This window comes from Citrobacter sp. Cpo074 (assembly GCF_030332745.1).
GTDB classification, from domain to species: domain Bacteria; phylum Pseudomonadota; class Gammaproteobacteria; order Enterobacterales; family Enterobacteriaceae; genus Citrobacter; species Citrobacter portucalensis.
Window position 1 is genome coordinate 95,341 of sequence record NZ_JAOWHG010000032.1, and the last position, 19,861, is coordinate 115,201.

The window sequence follows — 19,861 nt, forward strand, 5'->3', positions numbered from 1 at the left end:
AATTCGCTATTGTTAAATATCTTTTAAGCAATAGCGATTTGTACACATTTCCAACCCAAATATGTAAACACTACTCTTTTGGAATCATTTTTAATATATCCATTCTAGATTCCTTTAATACACCACCAAGAAAACTACTTTTTGAGGCAAAATAACCTGTTGCACCGCCTATATTGTCAATCTGTTTTAATAGCCGCTGCCTTGTAGCATATGCGGGTTTCACTCTATTATAAACATCTTCCCACCAAACAACCCCATACTTAGCAATTATCTTTCTTTTTATTCGTTTAAAATACTCTCGACTATCCTGACCATTATAAGATGCTAGTTGACTAGCCCAGATCATTTTTTTATGTAGAGACAGTGGTTCAAAATCTCTTCTAATTAGTTCTTCTTGTATGTCTGGATGTAAAAGCAAAGTGCCATCGCCTATTTTACGCTTAATCCATAATTTGATGGCTAGTTTATAAATAATTTTTTTATATTCCTTATCAACTATTGATAGCTCTGAACACTTTGACCAATCTTCAAGGTTATCTTGCAAACTTAATTCTTCAATCATATAGTTATATTGGTGAACATCTTCATTCCTAATAGTCATATCTTTATCCTGATTTCAGACAAGCCATAATTATCAAATCCTATCATTCCATGCACCTTAACCTATAAAAGCATCATACCAAAATTAAACCCAATGCCAAACTATTGAAGAGGAGAATAAAAACCAACTGACGACATTATTTTTGTAAACCTCATGTACACCAGATTAGCTGTAGCTGAACTATTTGGTGTACTTAAGTGAAATTAAGTATCTAAGCAACAAAAAATCCTCTGGCGCTTCAAAATCTAAATATCCATCTTCTCTCATATAGCACTGAGCAATTCTAGGGTGTCCAAACGCCTCGGGGGGTAATGGGTTCTTTGCAAAAGGATTATGAAGCACATACAAACCATCCAAAAGGTGTTCTTTATAGTCACATTTTTGTGCTGTATGGACATTTGGATAAATAGAGTCTGGATTAGGGGTGAATATCTGAAAAACAGTTGGAGCAGATGGGTTATCAGCCAGCGCTCTTAATTTACCCCAAGTTGCTAAGCTACTATAAATGACTGCACTGACATCTGAAAAATCAGGAGTGCAAAATAGTCCCATGTCAATCTCAGTACGTCCATTCTTTAGAGCAGTATCAACATTATATGAAATAACCTGTTCTGCGTTTGATGCCATCGTTGCTTCTTCATCATGATACAGGCCATACATCGCTGCAAGAATCGGTCTGCTAGCAGAAAAATGAGAGAAAGGTCTGTCGAATGAAGCAATTGCTATGACGAATGGTTTATTCCTGCATTGCTCAAGTTTTGAGTAGCGCTCTCTTAGCTTATTTACTTTCCCCATGAAACTATTGGTTATACGGATCGCTGCTTGAGAGTTGAATTCATTAAATCCCCCCAATTTTGTTTTATTATCAAAGCTGTGAGCAGGTGGTTGTCCTATAGCAGGTAATGCAATTGTAGCTTCAATGCAAAACTCGTGCTCTCTGACTATTACAAAATCAGGAGCATCAAATGAGAAGTCACAAATATGCCCAATTTCTTTCATATACGCATGTATATATAGTTCCCATAGGCATGGTTCGAAGGTCGTCTGAAATTCTTTAACGAATTTACCATCTCTGTCCTTTAACCCTTGGGCCCATTCATTTAAAACATCACGCTCAGCCCAGTATTCATCTTCTTTAATAATTTTATATATTGGGTGTTGTTTATCTAATGAAACCACATCGGTAAATAAGTCCATTTTTAATTCCTCAGATGGTAAGCCGTGAGTATTCTACAGGAGTAGCTCTAGGAAAATAGCTTTTCAAATCAAAATTTTTCTATATTGCAGGAATAAATTCATTACCCAAAAAACATCCGGATTCATGTAAATCGGAATCCGAATGAGTGGATAAAATAGATAGACTGTGTTACACCATCCTCACTACATCAAGCCTGTTTTAGTACTACACGGAACTTCACATATTGCAATAAAGAAGATAATCTCTCCAAAAGCTTAACGCGAGCTAATATCAAAAAAACACTGTCAGTACCTCCATTTTGAAGATACCAAACTTAAGATTGTGATCCTTTCTTTCCGCTTAAACAGTTGTATTGAAAGAAGCAATTATGAGTCCAGATAATCCAATACTACCAATGTAATCCGCATACCACTGCATCATCTCCCTACGCCCTTCCAGATACAACGCATGGTTGTACGTCCCACGAATCGCATTCTTATCGACATGCGCAAGCTGGGTTTCAATCCATGCCGTATTAAACCCTTCCTCATGCAAAATTGTACTCATCGTGTGCCTAAAACCATGCCCTGTTACCTTCCCCGTATATCCAATCCGCTTGAACACCTGATTTATACTCGCTTCGCTCATCGTTTTGCGGGGATCATTTCGCCCTGGGAATACCAGTGGATATTGCCCAGTCATCACTTTGAGCTGCTGTACGATTTCCAGCGCTTGGGTAGAAAGGGGGACAAGATGGGGCCGTTTCATCTTCATACGCTCGGCTGGTATTTCCCACACCGCTTTTTCAAGATCAAACTCACTCCAGAAAGCACCTCGGAGTTCGCCAGTGCGAACTCCCGTGATGATCAGCAGACGTGCCGCAAGAACAACTAACGGGCTCCCTGTGTAGCCTGCGAGAGCTTTAAAGAAGTCTGGTAACTCCTCAACAGTAAGGAAGGGATAATGCTTCGATTCATGCCCTGACATCGCGCTGGTTAGATCCGCTGCAGGGTTGTATTCCGCACGACCGGTAACGATGGCGTAACGAAAGACTTCACTGCAGCGCTGGCGAACCTTCTTGGCCTTCTCTGTCGCGCCACGGCTTTCCATTCGACGCAGCACATTAAGCAGAACCAGAGGTTTGATTTCATTCACCGGCAGTTGGCCGATATAAGGGAAAATATCTTTATTGAAGGCCTCCAGAATGTCAGAAGCATACCCTTCTGACCATCTACTCACCTTCGTACCGTGCCACTCAAGTGCCACAGACTGGAACGTATTATTGAGTTGCACATCGCGAACCAGCTTTTCTTCTTTTTTAGCAAACGATGGATCGATACCTTCGGCCAGTTTTTTCTTGGCTTCATCACGTAGTGCCCTCGCTTGTGCAAGGGACACTGCTGGATAAACACCAAAAGCCATACGCTTCTCTTTTCCATTGAAGCGATATTTCATTCGCCAGTATCGAGAACCAGAGGGTACGACTTCAAGATACAAACCAGCACCATCTGCCAGCTTGTAGGCTTTCTCTCTGGGTTTAGCAGCATCTACCTGTCGGGCATTAAGCTTCATTGGGGGCATCTCCCTGGACCGAACACAGAATGCCCCCACTTATGCCCCCAACTGTGACTTGATTTCGGTTGAGTACAGTTGATAACAGGAGATAAGATACGGGCCAGAAACCACAGTATACGGGCTTTTAGTTGATTTCGGTAGACTTGGGAAGAGCTTGAAATGGTGCCGATAATAGGAGTCGAACCTACGACCTTCGCATTACGAATGCGCTGCTCTACCAACTGAGCTATATCGGCCCTGATAAGGACATGCCCACGAATGTGAACACGGGGTAGAAGGTTAAAACTAACCGGGCGATGCGTCAATGGCCTTGCGAATCAAACGCCTATTTTTGCATCATCCGGATTCAATTACGCACGAATCGTGTCGTCACAGGTGTCCTGGTACGCGGCAAGGGAATTCTATAACCAGCGGCGAACACGCTGCTCATAGCGTATCCATTCCGGCCCGAAATGTTTTCGCAGTTGTTCCTCTTCAAAATCAATATGTAATCTGGCAACCACCAGTATAAACAGCGGTGCAGCCAATATTCCAATCAGGCTACCAACGTAGAGAGAAAAAGCTAACTGGAGTCCACTCATTCCAAGATAGATTGGATTGCGGCTCCAGGCATAACATCCGCCAGTAACAAGCGTGGTCGATTTCTCTGCATGCAGTGGGTTTAGCGTCGTACGTTTCTTCCGCATCTGCCACGCGGTATGCAGTATCATCGCCAGACTGACGCTAGCCAACAATGCACTTATTACGATAGTCACCGCGCCAAATGTGAAACGCGGGATCGCCGTAAACGCATCCGCGATGAGGAATAATACCAGGATGAGTGGTGGTGGAAGCCAGACTCTTAATTTTGTCAGGAAATGACGCATGGCTACGGGCAAACCTCAGTACCTGTTTGATTAACGCCGATATCACTATAAATACCCCGTTTAAGATACATAAACAAACGGTGCACACCTCACTATAGGACTTTTTACTTAACCAGGCAGACAGGCAGCGATGCAAAGACGCCCATACCAGAGGCGTCTGCCCCTGGTGTTCAGGAAAAAATCATGCTGCAGGCCATGTCAGCTCAGAGCACATACCCGTTTAAAGGTTTTACCCTTCATATGTAAAAACCGTGTGAAAAATGAATTACGTAGATAAAGGTGAATCCGACGCTGATTCAAACAAATCTACAGACTGCTGGTAATACCGGATAAAATCATTAAATGTCACTGGCGGTAGAAACTGATACCCCTGCAGATAGTCAACATTATTTTTTCCCAGCCATTGTTGCTGATAGTCATTTTCAACGCCCTCGGCCACCGTACGTAACCCCAGAAGTCCTGAAAGGTGAGTAATTGACTCGAGCATAGGGATATATTGATCAACCTCTTTAATTTCCTTAATGAAGCTTTTATCAATTTTGATTACATCCAGGTCTAACTCATTGAGATAGCAGAGATTAGCGTATCCAGTACCAAAATCATCCAAAGCGAACAAAACACCTTTATTTCGTAACGAACGAATAAGTTCTTTGATTGCAGGAGTGATCGTGAACGTCTGGTTCTCTGTTATCTCTATCATCAATTTTATCGGCAGACCTTGCGTTATCTCCATAAAATTAAGGCATTCCCAATAGAATACAGGATTATTTAAACCTGACGGACTGACATTAAAAGAAACGAACAGTGTTTTATTAATGCTCGCGCCTCCAGAGACCAGATTGCGCGCAACAGCGGTCATTAAATAGCTAGTTAACTCATTGATTAATCCACTTTTTTCAGCCAATGGAATAAACTCTCGCTGAGAAATAGCATAGTTATGTCCCTGTGGCCAACGAGCCAAGACCTCAACACCACAAACATCGCCCCTGATATTCACGATGGGTTGAAAATAAGGAATGATCTCCTCATTCCTTATTGCCATACTCAGTCTACTAGTATCCGAAACATCATATGCGTCAGTGTAAACTGTATCCCCACTCACATTATTATTGATTATAGAACCTTCATTTAATAAATTATTTCGGGTTAAAAAGATAACAGTTTCATTAAAATTGGAAAAGCCGAGGCGAGCAGTAATTTTATCCCGATATCGATACACTGACTTAATTGTTAGCGAATTAGCAATACAGAAATCATGCAGTTTTTCTTTTGTGAATGATGAATACAGCATTTCTTCTTCAAATTCAGTCAAGTTAAAAGTAAACATCGGTGAGTCTTTATTGACTTCCACAATTTTGTTAGGTGCCAATAAACTCTCTTTTAATTGAGCGATCAACTGCTCCGACAATTCCCCCCCATTGATAAAGGAATAGTCTTCATATCCCCGATTAACAGGCAGGGTTTCGCACATCCGCAGAACAATACAGTGTATGTTGATGAACTGTGTACTGTTTCTCTGAAGCCATTTTTTGACCAATAATAATGGCAACCGGTTATCGATCACCAGCAAGCAGGACGGATATTGCGACATAACTGACTGCGTGCCAGAAATAAATGTCCGTGCATCGATCAATACCAGATTTGGTAACCATGCTTTTATTCCTGAAAAAAGGAAAGTATCATAACTGAGCAGAAAAATTTTTTTCGTATTCATAGTTATCACCAACTTAAATTTATGGCATAGCAGGTCCCTCGCTCTATTCACGAGAGAATATACAACACCTTCGACCTCCAATAATCATAAGGCGATTCGTGATATAACTTTATCCATAAGCCATATCACGTAAATTCAGAATTTATAATCACAGTTATCCATATGAGTATTCTCATCACACCGTAAGTTCCATTTAAAAATTGAAAAAGAAAAAACTCCATTTCTTAATCAGTACAAATCCCTTTACTCACTTTCACTTCATTGCAAAACAAAAAGCTATAAATACAAAATTTACAAAACATATAACTACAGTGACCAACAGAATAACATATTACCGTAGTTTATGCTGACCGACAAACTAAGAGAGGATGTCGTAGATCTTGTATTCATAAACATTTCCGGCAATATGCACGACATATTGTTTCATCGACTCTAAATTTATTGCTACATTTTCGATAGCGAGTGACAGTATAGGTTCAATATATAATCAGGGCATATTGGTTCAGACCCAACCCCCTTAATGATTAATTTTTGAGCAACTCTGACCCACGGGTAGGTATTTCTGCAACGCTACGATAAATTTCCGGTTTTTTGTTTTCAACTCACTACTATGCCAGGTTTCCCCCGGTAACACATAACGCATGGTGGCTTCATCATCAGTTGAGTGACACCCCTGGTGTACGATAATTTTGAAAAAAGTATTCCCTGTGTTTTTCAACGTCCCGTTTATCTCATCAATGGTGTAGGCCAGGTTCATTTTCCTCGGACGAACGACCAATATGGTATCCATAGCGATCACCGGAAGAGCCTGTCCGCCTTTCCCTTGATTACGCTCGGTAAACAGCGTTATCGGCATTTCACGAAACAGTATTCGGTAATAGCGTTCTTTATCATCCTGCGGGCCACGATAGAAAATCTTAAAAAACTCACTTGCCTGCGGTGCCAGTGAAAAACGGAGCGGAGTAAACAAAAGTTCGCCTTCGGCAATAGCACTTCTGTTTTCACCTCCCGGTCCCGGTTTATCTATTTTAACTGCGCTAATACTGTACACGTTCTGTTTCTGGCTATCGTTATAGATTCGTTTACTGATAAATGATTTATCCGATGGCATCTCATAAATAGTCGACTCCAGGTAGACGGCCTGTGCGGAGAACACCGTCAGCCCGGAAAGCAAGGCCAATATCCATCTTAGCGCCAAACGACAGTGGCTCATGGCGTCACTCCCACCCAATTCGCCGTCACTTTTATCTCTCCGCTGGCACTGACAACACCTTCCCAATCCGCACCGGAAACGGTCAACATCGAACGCGAATCATTCATTGGGAAAAGCAATTTTAAATCAGTCGCAAAGTAGCTTCCATCATCTGTATTATTTGCGTCCCAGGGCGTCTGTTGCCATTGTGCATCTCTCATGCTGATTGCCGCTTCACTACAGCTATTTCGTTTCTGTACCACGCCACCCGACTGACTGTTGTACTGAAGAAAGGCGGGAATTGGGACAGATAACCCACCTTGCGTAGAAGTGAACAGGCAATAAGGCACATTGTTTATCGTCGTACTTTCCCCAATAACTTGTGCGGTAATGCTATCAGCCTGACGAGGTCCCGAGACCGTCACGGTGTAATCCATTTCAATCGGAGCGGTCTCGCCAATTGTGCCGCTGCCGCTTGCCGAGGTGCTGTTATCCGATGAGATAATACTGATCCCATATTCCTTTGGCACAATATTGAGCTGTAGCGAAGGAGTAAACTGGTAATATCCCGACTCTGGCGTCACGCTATTTGTAAAAGCAAATGTAAATGGTTGGCTGTTGGTGATACTGACGCCACGATCCACCATATTTTTCAGGAATGTTTTCGACAGAAAAACATAGACATACTCACCACTATTACTAAAAATATTATAATAAACCGACGTCGAGCTAAAGTTAGTCCAGGTTTGACCATCACCAGAATATTTTATTGTGGCAGCCGCAGGCGTAAAACCGAGCAAACCGCTATCCGCGTACATACGAATACGTAGTGAAGCCGTCAGATTGCTGGTTTGATTTAAATTATATGAAATCATCTTACAGATAACACCATCTTCACGACTGACCACACCCAGCTCACAATAACCACTGTCTTTAGTGATGCTCGGGGTGCCATCACTGGCAACCCATAACTCCTGAAATGCATTGGTAGAAACCAAAGATAAATGACCTATTTTATTTAATGTATAAGGTCTGATATACCAATTACCGCTGCTCTGGTCTTTACAACGCTGTCCAGCCGCATAATCATAGTCAATCGTGGTTCGACAAAAATTAAGGTTATATGTCTCTGCGCTTCCGACCGACATATTGCGAAAGTATTCATACGCCGAGTCTGTCAGCGATGCAAAACCATAATATCCACCGGCTATCCCGGATCCGGTTGCTTTGGTGTGATAAAAACCAAATTGATCGGTTAGCTCGGCAGCAATATAGCCAGATGCAGGGCAATTAGCACCAGTGGTGCAACGAATACCCCGGAATGGTTCACTGATTGGCGAATTATCAATCCACATATCTTTATAATATGAGGTATTGGCTACCCAACCAACGATACCCATATATCCCAGGCTATCCTGGTCGTTTCCATATTTTACCCAGGTGTTCGACCCACTAATGCGAGGATCGAGAGAGGACGGGGTAATAAAGTATTCGTTATCAACATTGTTTTCTATAAACAAATAGTTGTTGTTGACCGCCGCCTGAGTGGAAGCCGAGAGCGCCCAGGCGGATGGAGATAACGCGGCAAAGACACAGCCGAGAATAAGGGAAAGAGATTTATTCATTATTAATACCTTATCGTTGTGCCATCGTGGTTTGCGTTGCACATTTCACATCGCCAACCCACGCCGCGCCGCGTGCTTTTTCCAGATCCAGATCGGCTTCACATACCCTGCCATTGGCAGAAATTAACGTAATAACCGGATACTTTTTATCAATATCGATAGCAAACTCACCTTTTGCATCCGTACGTGTTTTACCGATGTGGTTATGAATATCGGTATTTGCAGCCAACTGTCCATCGGGATAACGAATGCGACCGAATACGGTGACCATGCTTTTCACTTCAGGGTTGATAACGCCAACGTTGCCCGGATAAAGCGTCAGTTCCTGTTTTCGCCCTGAAACAATATCGAAGCTGTCTTCAGAATTTTTATCATTAAGGATCTCCAGCTTGTACTGAGCATAAGGCGGCAACGCAATAAAATTTGATTTACCGCTGAGAAGATAATTGCGGTTATTAATCTTCGCAGCCAGTTTCCCCTCGCCGGTCAAATCTGTTTTCACAATGATGCCAGACCGCTGCCGCTCTTTACTCAGGCCAAAATCTTTACCTGCCCACGCCAGAGAACCCTGGGAAGAGAAGTTCATATTGGTGGAGTTGTCAGCAGAACGCGTTACCGATACGGTGCCGGCGTTATATTTCGTGTCATAACTCAAATTGCCGTTTACCGAATAATTATTGTCGTAATACTGTTCGCCACTCAGACGCGTTGATGCCGACAATCCGACCGATTTAATCGGGCCCTCAGCATACTGCTTGCGCGCGCTGAGATTACCCTGAGTACTGCCATAGCGATCCCGGGAGACGCCCATGCTCAACCAGGATGCCAACGGCAACGATAAATCCAGGCTGACATAACGTTCCTGTCGCCCATCGTCATTTCGGTTGTTGTAGTAATAACGCTGAATTCCTGCACGTAACCCAATCGTGGCATACCTTCCCGAATAGAGAGTCGTGTTGTAATCCAGATTACGGTATTTATTGCCTGAGTAACGATTCTCCGTCTGACTAACAGTGAGTGAACCACCATGAGGAATAAACTTTCCGAGGTTAAGAGTTCCGCCAATGGAATAGTTATCACGCTCCTGCATAGGCAAGCGATCGCCAATTTTACTGTCTTCACGAGATGCCCAAAGGGAACCATATCCCTCAGGGACATTGAGATTAATGTTACTGATGTTTCGCCATGATGAATCGTTCGCTACCAACATCTGATTGCCAATACTGACGTATTCATTCACATTCAGCGTGACATCCGTTTCATTAACCGCATTGTTGTCAAAACCGTAGATCGTTGATTTCAGGCCCAGCCCCGACAATATCGCCATCGTCACCGATACGGCCCCCCCGGCAATCCAGGTCTGCTCACTACCCAAATCCTGATAGTGGTTACGCTTATAGCTCACCCGATCATAATCCAGCGAACCACCAAAAAACTGCCATGAGAGCTGATGAACTCCGGCAGCTTGTTGGCGAGCAAAGATCTTATTAACCCGGCTGACACGACTATTAATTGTCCGCCCATTGACCACGATATCTACCGTGACGTCGTAAACACCATACGGAAAGCGACTGGTATCAATTTCATAGCTGCCCATATTAAAGTTCTGCACGCTGAGCAAACGTCCATCGCGGAAGACATGAACCTCACCAGCGGCTGGCAAAAATACGGTAATCGGCGTGAGTGAAAGCGCGGTATTCTCAACAACCGTACTTCCTTTGTTCCCGTAGCTCACACCGTAAATTTTCCCACCATTCAGCGCATTCAGGCTGGCAATAGACTGGACATTCCATGTATCAAGCATCCCCAGCGCCAGTCGATACCCTTCATAATCGCGCTCATACATCGCACGATAAAGTTTACTGGTACCATTGCTGTCACCAATGCCGTAAAACGAACCGTTAACATTAATGTGGTGCTCCCGCAGCGATGTTGTATTGTCCATCGTCAGATAGCTGCGGGTACTGCTGCCATTTCGGTAATCGTTATAGTAGGTACCAAAGTTGTAGTTCAGGACGTTAGACAGAGTTTCAACGCTGGAAGGTCCAAGCAAGCTACTGCGCGCGACAATCGCTTCAGTTAACGCATCTTTGCTGACAATCATCTCCAGGTGAAATGATGAGACATTAAGTTGCAGTCGAGCATCATCTGACAGTTCAATATTCGTATTATCGTGAAACTTTACATCACGGATTTTTTCCACTAACGCGCGGGTTTTCTCGGATAACACAGCATTATTGGGCAATTCAGCAAGAGTCAGTGCTTTAACTGTAATATTGCCATCAACAAGCGAAATCACCGCATCGGCAATTTTTTGCTGACTTTTCTCATCAGTCTCGTTGTAACGTATATATACCGGCACCGTCATTCCCTGCTCCAGTGAACGAGCGAAAGCGCTGGGAATAACGTAATTACCCACTTTTACTGGGGCTGCATTTGAAGTTCCTGGTGTCAGCGCAAGAAAAAGACAAATGCTACCGCCAACAATATATGTTGTTGTCATATGCATCCTTACAATCCGGTATTTTTATTTTTCCCGTACAGATGGCTGCTATTGACCATCACTTCACTGTAATAAACTGCTTACCGTGCCAGATCCCAATGCGTGAGCGGCTATTACTAATGTCGGTGAACTGCAGTTTTATTTTTGTACCTGGCATAATGTAATAACGTTCACGACAGCCCCACCCCTGATCGCGAGCATTATCTTTGCAAGCCCCATAGGCGATTACTCGAAATGAAACATTGCCAGTATTGCTAATAACATCACCATTACGATTATATTCAAAACGCTCTTTTCGCGGCGCAACAACCAAAATCGTGCCAATTTCTGCTGACGCTGTCGCAACAGCCAATTTATTGGCCCTGGTTTCCGCGCTCTCGGTGACCGGCTCATCTATCCATTGCAGACGATAATAACGCTCGACATCATCAGCTGGCCCTTTATAAAAGAAGCGAAAAACATCCTTTGCCTGACCAGGCAGAATTAGATTGGCAGGCGTAGAGAGTAATTCCCCGGAATTAACGGGTTTTATTTCGACTCCGCCCGCTAAAGGTGATGACAGTTTTTTTACCGATACGCTGACATAACGAGCCGAATCTGTCGTATTAGTAATTTCTTTCGATAATGAACTCTCAGAAGAAGTCATTATCGACGTGATATCACCAACGTTAATTGCCCAGCTGGAAAAAGAGATTACCAACCCTACCAACATTGCTGCCGGTAAATATTTATTCATGACACCATTCCTGATAAATTCGGGAGAATTTCTCCTCCCGAAATTTTATTTCTTAGGCGGACGGAGTCGTCCAGGTTGCATTGAACTGTACTTTTACATCACCAGTCCAATAGCCGTCTGGCAGTGCAGAGTAATCCGTTACCGGCGTGCTACCATCAGAAGTCGCAGACGCAATGGTGAATTTGAAGTTGGATTGATCGCTGACGCGGTCAGCACCGTTGTAAGCGCCATCAGCCATCAGGCTTTCAAGACCAGAAGTCGAGCTGGAATTTACCAGGACAGTATCTGATGAATTAGTCAACGCGGTGCCATTCCATGCCACCCCTACGTTCAGGGTAGACGCATCGCCACTGGCGTTGGTCAGAGTATTGCTAATAATCTGAGCGGTCAGTTCAAAATCAGTTGCCGTTTCCTGGCCCTGAATAGTCACATCAAACGCGCCATCCTGGGAGTTGAAGCCATTCAGACCTTCCGCATACTGGAAAGTCAAAGAGTTCAGCGGAGTGACGACCAACATGCTGGTGGTATCTTTTGTTGCCGTCGCGTCCCACGAGGCCGTTGCAGAAGCAGTGACATCTGCCATTGCATTTGCCGCAACAAATACAGACGCCAGAGAGGTCACTAATAATAATTTTTTCATTTTTATCTTCTCCTAAGAACAAACTCACCACCGAGTCTTATTATTAAGTCACTCCAGCGGTTCCATTAATTGCGAGCCAGAATTGCCGCGCCCAAAAATTATCATTTGAATTAAGTAACATCTCAACAAACCCTGAAACGCAAAAATTACAAAAAGACTAAGAATTTTCCCACTAAAACGATAATATAAGAAGTTTCCTAAGTTTAATTTACTTAAATAACACCATGACTCAGAACTATCACCCAAATAAATAGTACAAATCAAACAATTCATCTTTTTTATGTTTTTGATAAATATCAAAAAGATCATACAAATACCACGAGAGCAAAACCCTTACAAAACATAAAGATAATTAACACCTCCATAGTTTCTCTATAATGCTTATTATTTGTTGCAATTATGCTAAATTTTTAACGCCGCAAGAAAATTCTCATGATATATCCATTTGCGAGGGAATATTCTTATAAAAAAATCATTCACCTACAGAAACTACATTCTAATTGATAATTATTTGACAAAATTAAAACCAGGAATTTTCCATATAAAATGAATATTCCTGGCTTATCAGGAGAGATAATGATTATCGTTAAATAGAAAATTAGATAAAACGTTTTAAACCAAGATAACTATTAATTGTTACGGTACGTACCCTATGTAAGGTAATCAAATTCTGCTGTTCAAGTGACTTTAATGAGCGGCTAACGGTTTCAATTTTAAGATCGAGATAACTGGCAATTTCCTCCCGAGAAAATGACAAGCGAAGCGTCGTTTCTGGCCTGCCGATGCGCAAATGCATCTCGTAAAATTCCACCAGGAAAGCCGCGATCCTGGCCTCAGCATGTTTATTCGCATAGCGCCGCAGTTTTTCAACAATGAATCCATTATCCCTGCAGAGAAACTTGATGACTGCGGCAGCAACCGAAGGCTCCTTCTCTGCTACCTTGAACAACCGCGCAATATCAATGTGGCAAACTTCCGCAGCCGTTGCCGCCTGGATAGTTGTCAGGTACTTCCCCCCTTCGACAGCATCCAGCGCCATGATATCTCCCGGAACATAAAAGCGGCTGATAAAAACGTTATCGCCACATTCCACGCTGGACTTGCAGTACCCCTCATGGATAACAAAAAGCATATCCGCGGTTTCATCCTGCCGAGCGAGTATCTCCCCAGCTTTAAACCGCCTTCTTTTGTCTATTAATTTGTATTGATTATCACGGTCAATCGCCGCTCCCTTTGGGCACAGCGAACAATGACGGGGAGGAAACGGGTTGCCAAGCGGCACAACAGGAATGCTAAGTTTGTGAATATCCGATTTCACGCAACAACTCCTCATAAAAATGAGATTGATTCTAATAGATCGGGCCATGGGAACAATACGTGAAACGAAGACCAGGAAAATTCATGCAGGCAGGGAAAATTCTGTGATACGCCGCCTTTCTGGCGCTGGTGAGAGCATAGGTCAAAAACAGACTGATGCGGATGATGTTAAAACGCAGGATAGAAAAATAAATGCGGCAGCGAAGTGAAGGTTAGAATTAAGCGGGAGATGCCTTAATAGCTTTAAAATTAAGAGCGCTATTATGGCATCGCCCGTTTTCAATTACGCCCGGATCGTGTCGTCACCGAAGCCAATCCACTTATATGTGGTCAGTGCTTCCAGCCCCATTGGGCCACGCGCGTGCAGTTTTTGCGTGCTCACCGCCACTTCCGCACCCAATCCGAACTGGCCGCCATCGGTAAAACGAGTAGAGGCGTTTACATACACGGCAGAAGAGTCCACTTCATTCACGAAACGGTTGGCGTTGCTGAGCGTGCGCGTCAGTATGGCGTCCGAGTGCTGGGTACCGTGTTCGCGAATATGGGCGATAGCACCATCCATATTTTCGACCACCACAACGTTCAGATCCAGAGACAGAAACTCGTTATCCAGCTCTTCCGGTTTTAGTGGCACCAGTTTGGCAGGGCCATGCAGAACCTGCATCACGATTTCATCACCGTGCAGCGTAACACCGCTATCCGCCATCTTTTGGCTTAACGCAGGCAGGAAACGCTCAGCAATATCCTGATGCACCAGCAGAGTTTCTACAGTGTTACAGGTGCTTGGACGCTGGGTTTTGGCGTTAACGATAATCTTCAGGGCCGGGGCGATCTCCGCGGTATCATCAACATAAATATGGCATACGCCAATACCGCCGGTGATGACCGGGATCGTCGACTGCTCACGGCACAGCTTATGCAGACCCGCGCCACCGCGAGGGATCAGCATATCGATGTACTTATCCATCCGCAGCATTTCAGCGACCAACGCGCGGTCCGGGTTATCAATTGACTGAACGGCAGCCGCGGGTAAACCGCAGGCTTCCAGCGCCTTTTGGATAACAGCCACGGTCGCGGCGTTGGTCCGGTAGGTCTCTTTCCCACCGCGCAGAATCACCGCATTGCCGGTTTTCAGGCACAGGGAGGCAACGTCAACGGTGACGTTTGGACGCGCTTCATAAATCACGCCAATCACGCCCAGCGGGACGCGACGACGCTCCAGACGCAGACCGCTATCCAGCAGGCCGCCGTCAATCACCTGCCCTACCGGGTCGGCGAGATTACAGACCTGGCGTACATCGTCAGCAATCGCTTTCAGACGCGCCGGCGTCAGCGCCAGGCGGTCAAGCATCGCTTCGCTCAGGCCGTTGGCTCGCGCCTGCTCAACATCTTGTACGTTCGCGCTGAGGATGTTTTCCGTTTGCGCTTCCAGCTCATCAGCAATGGTTTCCAGTACGCGATTTTTTTCGCGACTGGAGAGCAGCGCCAGCTTGTATGACGCGGCTTTGGCAGCAATGCCCATTTGTTCCAGCATATGCCTGTTCCTTAACGGGTGATCATGTCGTCGCGATGGACAGCAACCGGACCGTATTCATAGCCCAGGATGGTGTCGATCTGTTGTGAGTGATGTCCGGCAATACGGCGCAGCGCGTCGCTGTTATAGCGGGTGACGCCATGGGCAATATCGCGCCCTTCGAGATTGCAGATGCGGATCACTTCACCACGAGAAAAGTTACCTGTCACGCTTTTAATGCCTTTTGGCAGTAATGAGCTGCCGCGTTCCAGAATTGCTGCGGTCGCGCCCTCATCGACGGTAATCTCCCCGGCAGGCGGCGCGCCAAAGATCCAGCGTTTACGGTTCTCCAGCGGAGAGGCCTGAGCATGAAAACGCGTCCCAACGGAAACGCCTTCCATCACGTCGCCAATCACGCCCGGCTTGCTGCCTGCGGCAATAACGGTGTCGATCCCGGCGCGGCACGCGACATCGGCTGCCTGCAGTTTTGTGCCCATGCCGCCGGTTCCCAGACCCGAGACGCTGTCGCCGGCAATGGCGCGCAACGCATCGTCAATACCGTGAACGTCTTTAATCAGCTCCGCCTGCGGATTGGTACGCGGATCGGCGGTGAACAGTCCCTGCTGATCGGTCAGCAGCAGCAGCTTATCGGCTCCGGCCAGAATCGCCGCCAGCGCGGAGAGGTTGTCGTTATCGCCGACTTTAATCTCAGCGGTCGCTACGGCGTCATTCTCATTAATGACAGGAACAATGTTGTTATCCAGCAGCGCGCGGAGCGTATCGCGGGCGTTGAGGAAGCGCTCTCTGTCTTCCATATCCGCACGCGTCAGCAGCATCTGGCCGATATGAATACCGTAAATCGAGAAAAGCTGTTCCCACAGTTGAATCAGTCGGCTCTGCCCTACCGCCGCCAACAGCTGTTTCGAGGCTATCGTTGCCGGGAGCTCCGGGTAACCAAGATGCTCACGTCCGGCGGCAATCGCACCAGAGGTAACGATAACAATACGATGCCCTGCGGCATGGAGCTGCGCGCACTGGCGAACCAGCTCTACGATATGGGCGCGGTTCAGGCGGCGCGATCCGCCCGTTAACACACTGGTGCCAAGTTTTACCACCAGCGTCTGGCTGTCACTCATGATTCTCTGCCATTCAAAATTGGGGAAAATGATATCAAACGAACGTTTTAGCAGGACTGGCCCCGGTTGCCAACAACCAGCGCACAAAGCATGAAATTTTATTGCGCAGGATCAGCAAGCGTAGCGGCAGATTTTGACGCGTTTATTACAGAAACAAAAAAACATCCTTTTTTAAAAATATTCTTACTTTGTCATAAAACGTTCATTGCCAGACGTTAAAAACCCTCCTGTCTTTTAACGGGGATCACACCCAGTGAATATTAGCGCGTACTTTTAATCAGGAATGAAAATGAAAAAGAGCACTCTGGCATTAGTGGTGATGGGAATTGTTGCGTCGGCATCCGTACAGGCAGCGGAAGTGTATAACAAGAACGGTAATAAGCTGGATTTGTACGGCAAAGTAAAAGCCATGCATTACATGACGGATTATGACAGCAAAGATGGTGACCAAAGCTATATCCGTTTAGGTTTTAAAGGTGAAACGCAAATTAACGATCAACTAACCGGTTATGGTCGTTGGGAAGCAGAGTTTGCCGGCAATAAAGCTGAAAGCGACTCTAACCAACAAAAAACACGTCTGGCCTTCGCCGGTGTGAAATTAAAAGATTTTGGCTCGTTTGATTATGGTCGTAACCTGGGCGCGCTGTATGATGTGGAAGCCTGGACCGATATGTTCCCGGAATTTGGTGGCGACTCCTCCGCACAGACCGATAACTTTATGACCAAACGCGCCAGCGGTCTGGCAACTTACCGTAACACCGACTTCTTCGGCGTCGTGGATGGCCTGGATCTGACCCTGCAATACCAGGGTAAAAACCAGGATCGCGATGTGAAAAAACAGAACGGCGACGGTTTTGGTACTTCTGTTACCTATGACTTTGGCGGCAGCGATTTCGCGGTGAGCGGCGCTTATACCAACTCCGATCGTACCAACCAGCAAAATCTGCAAACTCGCGGTACGGGTGATAAAGCTGAAGCCTGGGCAACCGGCTTAAAATATGATGCTAACGATATTTATATTGCGACGTTCTATTCTGAAACACGCAACATGACGCCAATTTCCGGCGGCTTTGCCAATAAAACACAGAACTTCGAAGCGGTTGTTCAGTACCAGTTTGACTTTGGTCTGCGTCCGTCACTGGGTTATGTGCTTTCTAAAGGGAAAGATATTGAAGGCGTCGGCAATGAAGATCTGGTGAATTATATCGACGTGGGCGCAACGTACTATTTCAACAAAAATATGTCCGCGTTTGTTGATTATAAAATCAACCAGTTGGATAGCGATAATAAACTGGGCATCAACGATGATGACATCGTTGCTGTCGGTATGGTCTACCAGTTCTAATTATACCCGTCATATTTCAAGCTGCATGTGCGTTGGCTTTCCTCGCTCACCCCAGTCACGTACTTATGTACGCTCCTGGGGATTCGCTGCGTCGCCGCCTTCCTGCAACTCGAATTATTTAGGGTATAGCATAAAAAAATGCCGGATGGGGTTGCGCCGCCATCCGGCATTTTACTGTTCATTATGCCGTTAACTTAACCGGTTCATCCTTAAAGTCGTCAGCAGGTTCCAGCGCCAGATTCAGCGTCGTCAACAAGCCACGTAATTTTTCATGGAATTCACGTAAGGTGTATTCCAGTCGCTCTACCACTTCAGTCTCTTTCACCGGCACCGCCGTCCAGTTACCGTCTTTATCAAACAAACCAAACTGATAGCTGTATGTGAAACGTTTTTCCTGCGCCTCCAGTTCCATCCACCAGCCCCAGAACTCGCGTTTCTCAGGGGCGGGTTTCACGTTGACGCAAACAGCCAGACAATCGAAAAAAAATCGATTATCTTCGCACTGCCCTTCCCGGATATACGGGCCAAGCGCGGTGAATTTCTTGATCAATCTACTTTTCGGATGCCCACTCGGTAACGTCATTACGATCTCCTTAGGTGAAGCACCTGTTTTACCAAATCGCTAAAATTTAGCAAACTTTTAACACAATCTCTGATTGATCCAACCGGTTATTTCCTGCAGCCCTTTGTCAAAATTGCGATACACCGGGTTGAAGGGGATCTCCAGTAGCTTACCGTCTGAAGATGAAGATGTGATTAAACGTGACTCTTCTTCCGGGCTAAACGGGTCGTTCTTCCAGAAGCCCGAAAGCATTGGCGTCGGGCAGCGTCGACCCAGCAGGCCCTGCACTTTTAATGAATAGCGATTAAGCTCAACGCGCAGCGCTTCATCGGAGGCGTCATGCATCCCCAGGCGGCTAGCCAGTACATCAAGGTACATTTCCGGGACGCTCGCCTGACGCTGCGGGTCGCTAAGCAGCGCATGAACCACTGGCCCCAGACAGGCCACCGCCTTCAGACGCGATGATTCCAGATACGCCAGACGTACCGCTACGTTAGCGCCAAAGCGGAAACCGAAGGCCGCCACGCGGGTGTGATCCACCCAGGGAACATTAGGCAGCGCTTTTAATACATGCTGATGCAGCAGGCTGGAATCCTGAGTCAGTTTCCATTTTGACGAGAACCCAACCGACGGCATATCCAGCGTCAGCATGGCTATACCCCGTGGGGCAAAATAGCGCTCATACAGGGTGTAGTAATCCGTTTGCATGGAATCGAGACCACCACACATCAGCACCGTCGGGAACGGACCGTCACCTTTTGGCATATGTAAGAAGCCTGTGATCGGCGCACCGCCAGCGACGGGAAACTCCATCTCACGCAGCGTGCCCGGCAATCGCTGTGCGGCCTCTTCATAGGCGCGATTCGCCAAAGCCTGTGCCTGCTCTGCCAGCTCATCGCCTTTCAGGTGTGGGTAAGCGGCAATGTTGTACAACGTAGACGCATGCAGCCAGTGGTGTCCGCTCACCTGCGGATCCTCTTCCATAGACGCTTTCTGTTGCCAGTCCATCGCCTGCTTCGCCCACTCATAGATCCAGTTCCCACCGCGATAGCCGATAACCGTATCGTAGAGTTCTTTATCTGTACGCTCGGCTTCGCTCATCACGATACGTGCCTGCACCTCAAGGATTTCGCGCGGGTCGACGCCGCGCCAGATCCACATCAGGCGATTCACCATGCGATACCAGTGCGGAATGGTTTTGCCATCCAGGGCAGATTGTACGGACGGCTGCGCGCCGTGATTAAAACGACGAACCAGTGTTGACGTTTCAGGGTGTTTGAAGCGGGGTTTAAACAGGACTTCGCTGAGGTTAGCCTGTGACATGATTGCAGCCTCCATGAGTACTCACTAAGGCATAGT

General features: G+C 45.9%; 16 protein-coding genes and 1 tRNA gene. 1 reads left to right on the forward strand and 16 read right to left on the reverse strand.

Annotated elements, in window-relative coordinates; genetic code table 11:
- Positions 1-70: 70 nt before the first annotated feature.
- From OGX83_RS13930 to proB, 14 genes are all read right to left on the reverse strand, one after another.
- Positions 71-601: a hypothetical protein gene (locus tag OGX83_RS13930; RefSeq protein WP_020996603.1), complete on the reverse strand. Its 531-nt coding sequence runs from the start codon at positions 599-601 to the stop codon at positions 71-73.
- Positions 602-781: 180 nt separating this feature from the next.
- Positions 782-1,798, reverse strand: a complete 1,017-nt coding sequence (locus OGX83_RS13935; protein ID WP_008783800.1) for a hypothetical protein — start codon at positions 1,796-1,798, stop codon at positions 782-784.
- A gap of 340 nt (positions 1,799-2,138) precedes the next feature.
- Positions 2,139-3,350 carry a tyrosine-type recombinase/integrase gene (locus OGX83_RS13940; protein ID WP_008783799.1) on the reverse strand — a complete coding sequence of 404 codons (1,212 nt, stop codon included), beginning with the start codon at positions 3,348-3,350 and terminating at the stop codon, positions 2,139-2,141.
- 163 nt (positions 3,351-3,513) lie between these two features.
- Positions 3,514-3,589, reverse strand: a tRNA-Thr gene (locus OGX83_RS13945).
- Positions 3,590-3,754: 165 nt separating this feature from the next.
- Positions 3,755-4,219: a methyltransferase family protein gene (locus OGX83_RS13950; RefSeq protein WP_125363554.1), complete on the reverse strand. Its 465-nt coding sequence runs from the start codon at positions 4,217-4,219 to the stop codon at positions 3,755-3,757.
- A 265-nt stretch (positions 4,220-4,484) separates the two neighbouring features.
- Entirely contained in the window at positions 4,485-5,933 is a 1,449-nt protein-coding gene (locus OGX83_RS13955; protein WP_286588307.1) for an EAL domain-containing protein, read from the reverse strand.
- A 517-nt stretch (positions 5,934-6,450) separates the two neighbouring features.
- Positions 6,451-7,146 (reverse strand): fimbrial biogenesis chaperone, encoded by a 696-nt coding sequence (locus tag OGX83_RS13960; protein WP_235125217.1) that lies wholly within the window; start codon positions 7,144-7,146, stop codon positions 6,451-6,453.
- Positions 7,143-8,750, reverse strand: coding sequence for a fimbrial adhesin EcpD family protein (locus OGX83_RS13965; protein ID WP_071444634.1), 1,608 nt, complete (start codon positions 8,748-8,750; stop codon positions 7,143-7,145). The genes OGX83_RS13960 and OGX83_RS13965 overlap by 4 nt, the downstream gene beginning before the upstream one ends.
- Positions 8,751-8,760: 10 nt before the next feature.
- Positions 8,761-11,253, reverse strand: a complete 2,493-nt coding sequence (locus tag OGX83_RS13970) for a CS1-pili formation C-terminal domain-containing protein (RefSeq protein WP_286588310.1) — start codon at positions 11,251-11,253, stop codon at positions 8,761-8,763.
- Between the two features lie 58 nt (positions 11,254-11,311).
- Positions 11,312-11,989: an EcpB family pilus assembly chaperone gene (locus OGX83_RS13975; RefSeq protein ID WP_286588312.1), complete on the reverse strand. Its 678-nt coding sequence runs from the start codon at positions 11,987-11,989 to the stop codon at positions 11,312-11,314.
- A gap of 52 nt (positions 11,990-12,041) precedes the next feature.
- Positions 12,042-12,629: a common pilus major fimbrillin subunit EcpA gene (gene ecpA / locus OGX83_RS13980; RefSeq protein WP_003830835.1), complete on the reverse strand. Its 588-nt coding sequence runs from the start codon at positions 12,627-12,629 to the stop codon at positions 12,042-12,044.
- A 598-nt stretch (positions 12,630-13,227) separates the two neighbouring features.
- Positions 13,228-13,947, reverse strand: a complete 720-nt coding sequence (locus OGX83_RS13985; RefSeq protein WP_286588314.1) for a Crp/Fnr family transcriptional regulator — start codon at positions 13,945-13,947, stop codon at positions 13,228-13,230.
- A 282-nt stretch (positions 13,948-14,229) separates the two neighbouring features.
- Complete coding sequence (gene proA, locus OGX83_RS13990; protein ID WP_286588318.1) at positions 14,230-15,480, reverse strand: glutamate-5-semialdehyde dehydrogenase; 1,251 nt, start codon at positions 15,478-15,480, stop codon at positions 14,230-14,232.
- 11 nt (positions 15,481-15,491) lie between these two features.
- Positions 15,492-16,595, reverse strand: a complete 1,104-nt coding sequence (proB, locus tag OGX83_RS13995; RefSeq protein WP_286588320.1) for a glutamate 5-kinase — start codon at positions 16,593-16,595, stop codon at positions 15,492-15,494.
- 289 nt (positions 16,596-16,884) lie between these two features.
- Here proB and phoE point away from each other — a divergent pair, with 289 nt between their 5' ends.
- Complete coding sequence (gene phoE / locus OGX83_RS14000) at positions 16,885-17,940, forward strand: phosphoporin PhoE (protein ID WP_003830831.1); 1,056 nt, start codon at positions 16,885-16,887, stop codon at positions 17,938-17,940.
- 181 nt (positions 17,941-18,121) lie between these two features.
- On the opposite strand, the gene crl is transcribed toward phoE, so the two are convergent.
- Both crl and frsA read right to left on the reverse strand, forming a co-directional pair.
- Entirely contained in the window at positions 18,122-18,523 is a 402-nt protein-coding gene (gene crl, locus OGX83_RS14005) for a sigma factor-binding protein Crl (RefSeq protein ID WP_008783790.1), read from the reverse strand.
- 57 nt (positions 18,524-18,580) lie between these two features.
- Positions 18,581-19,825: an esterase FrsA gene (gene frsA / locus OGX83_RS14010; protein ID WP_286588322.1), complete on the reverse strand. Its 1,245-nt coding sequence runs from the start codon at positions 19,823-19,825 to the stop codon at positions 18,581-18,583.
- Between the last annotated feature and the right edge of the window lie 36 nt (positions 19,826-19,861).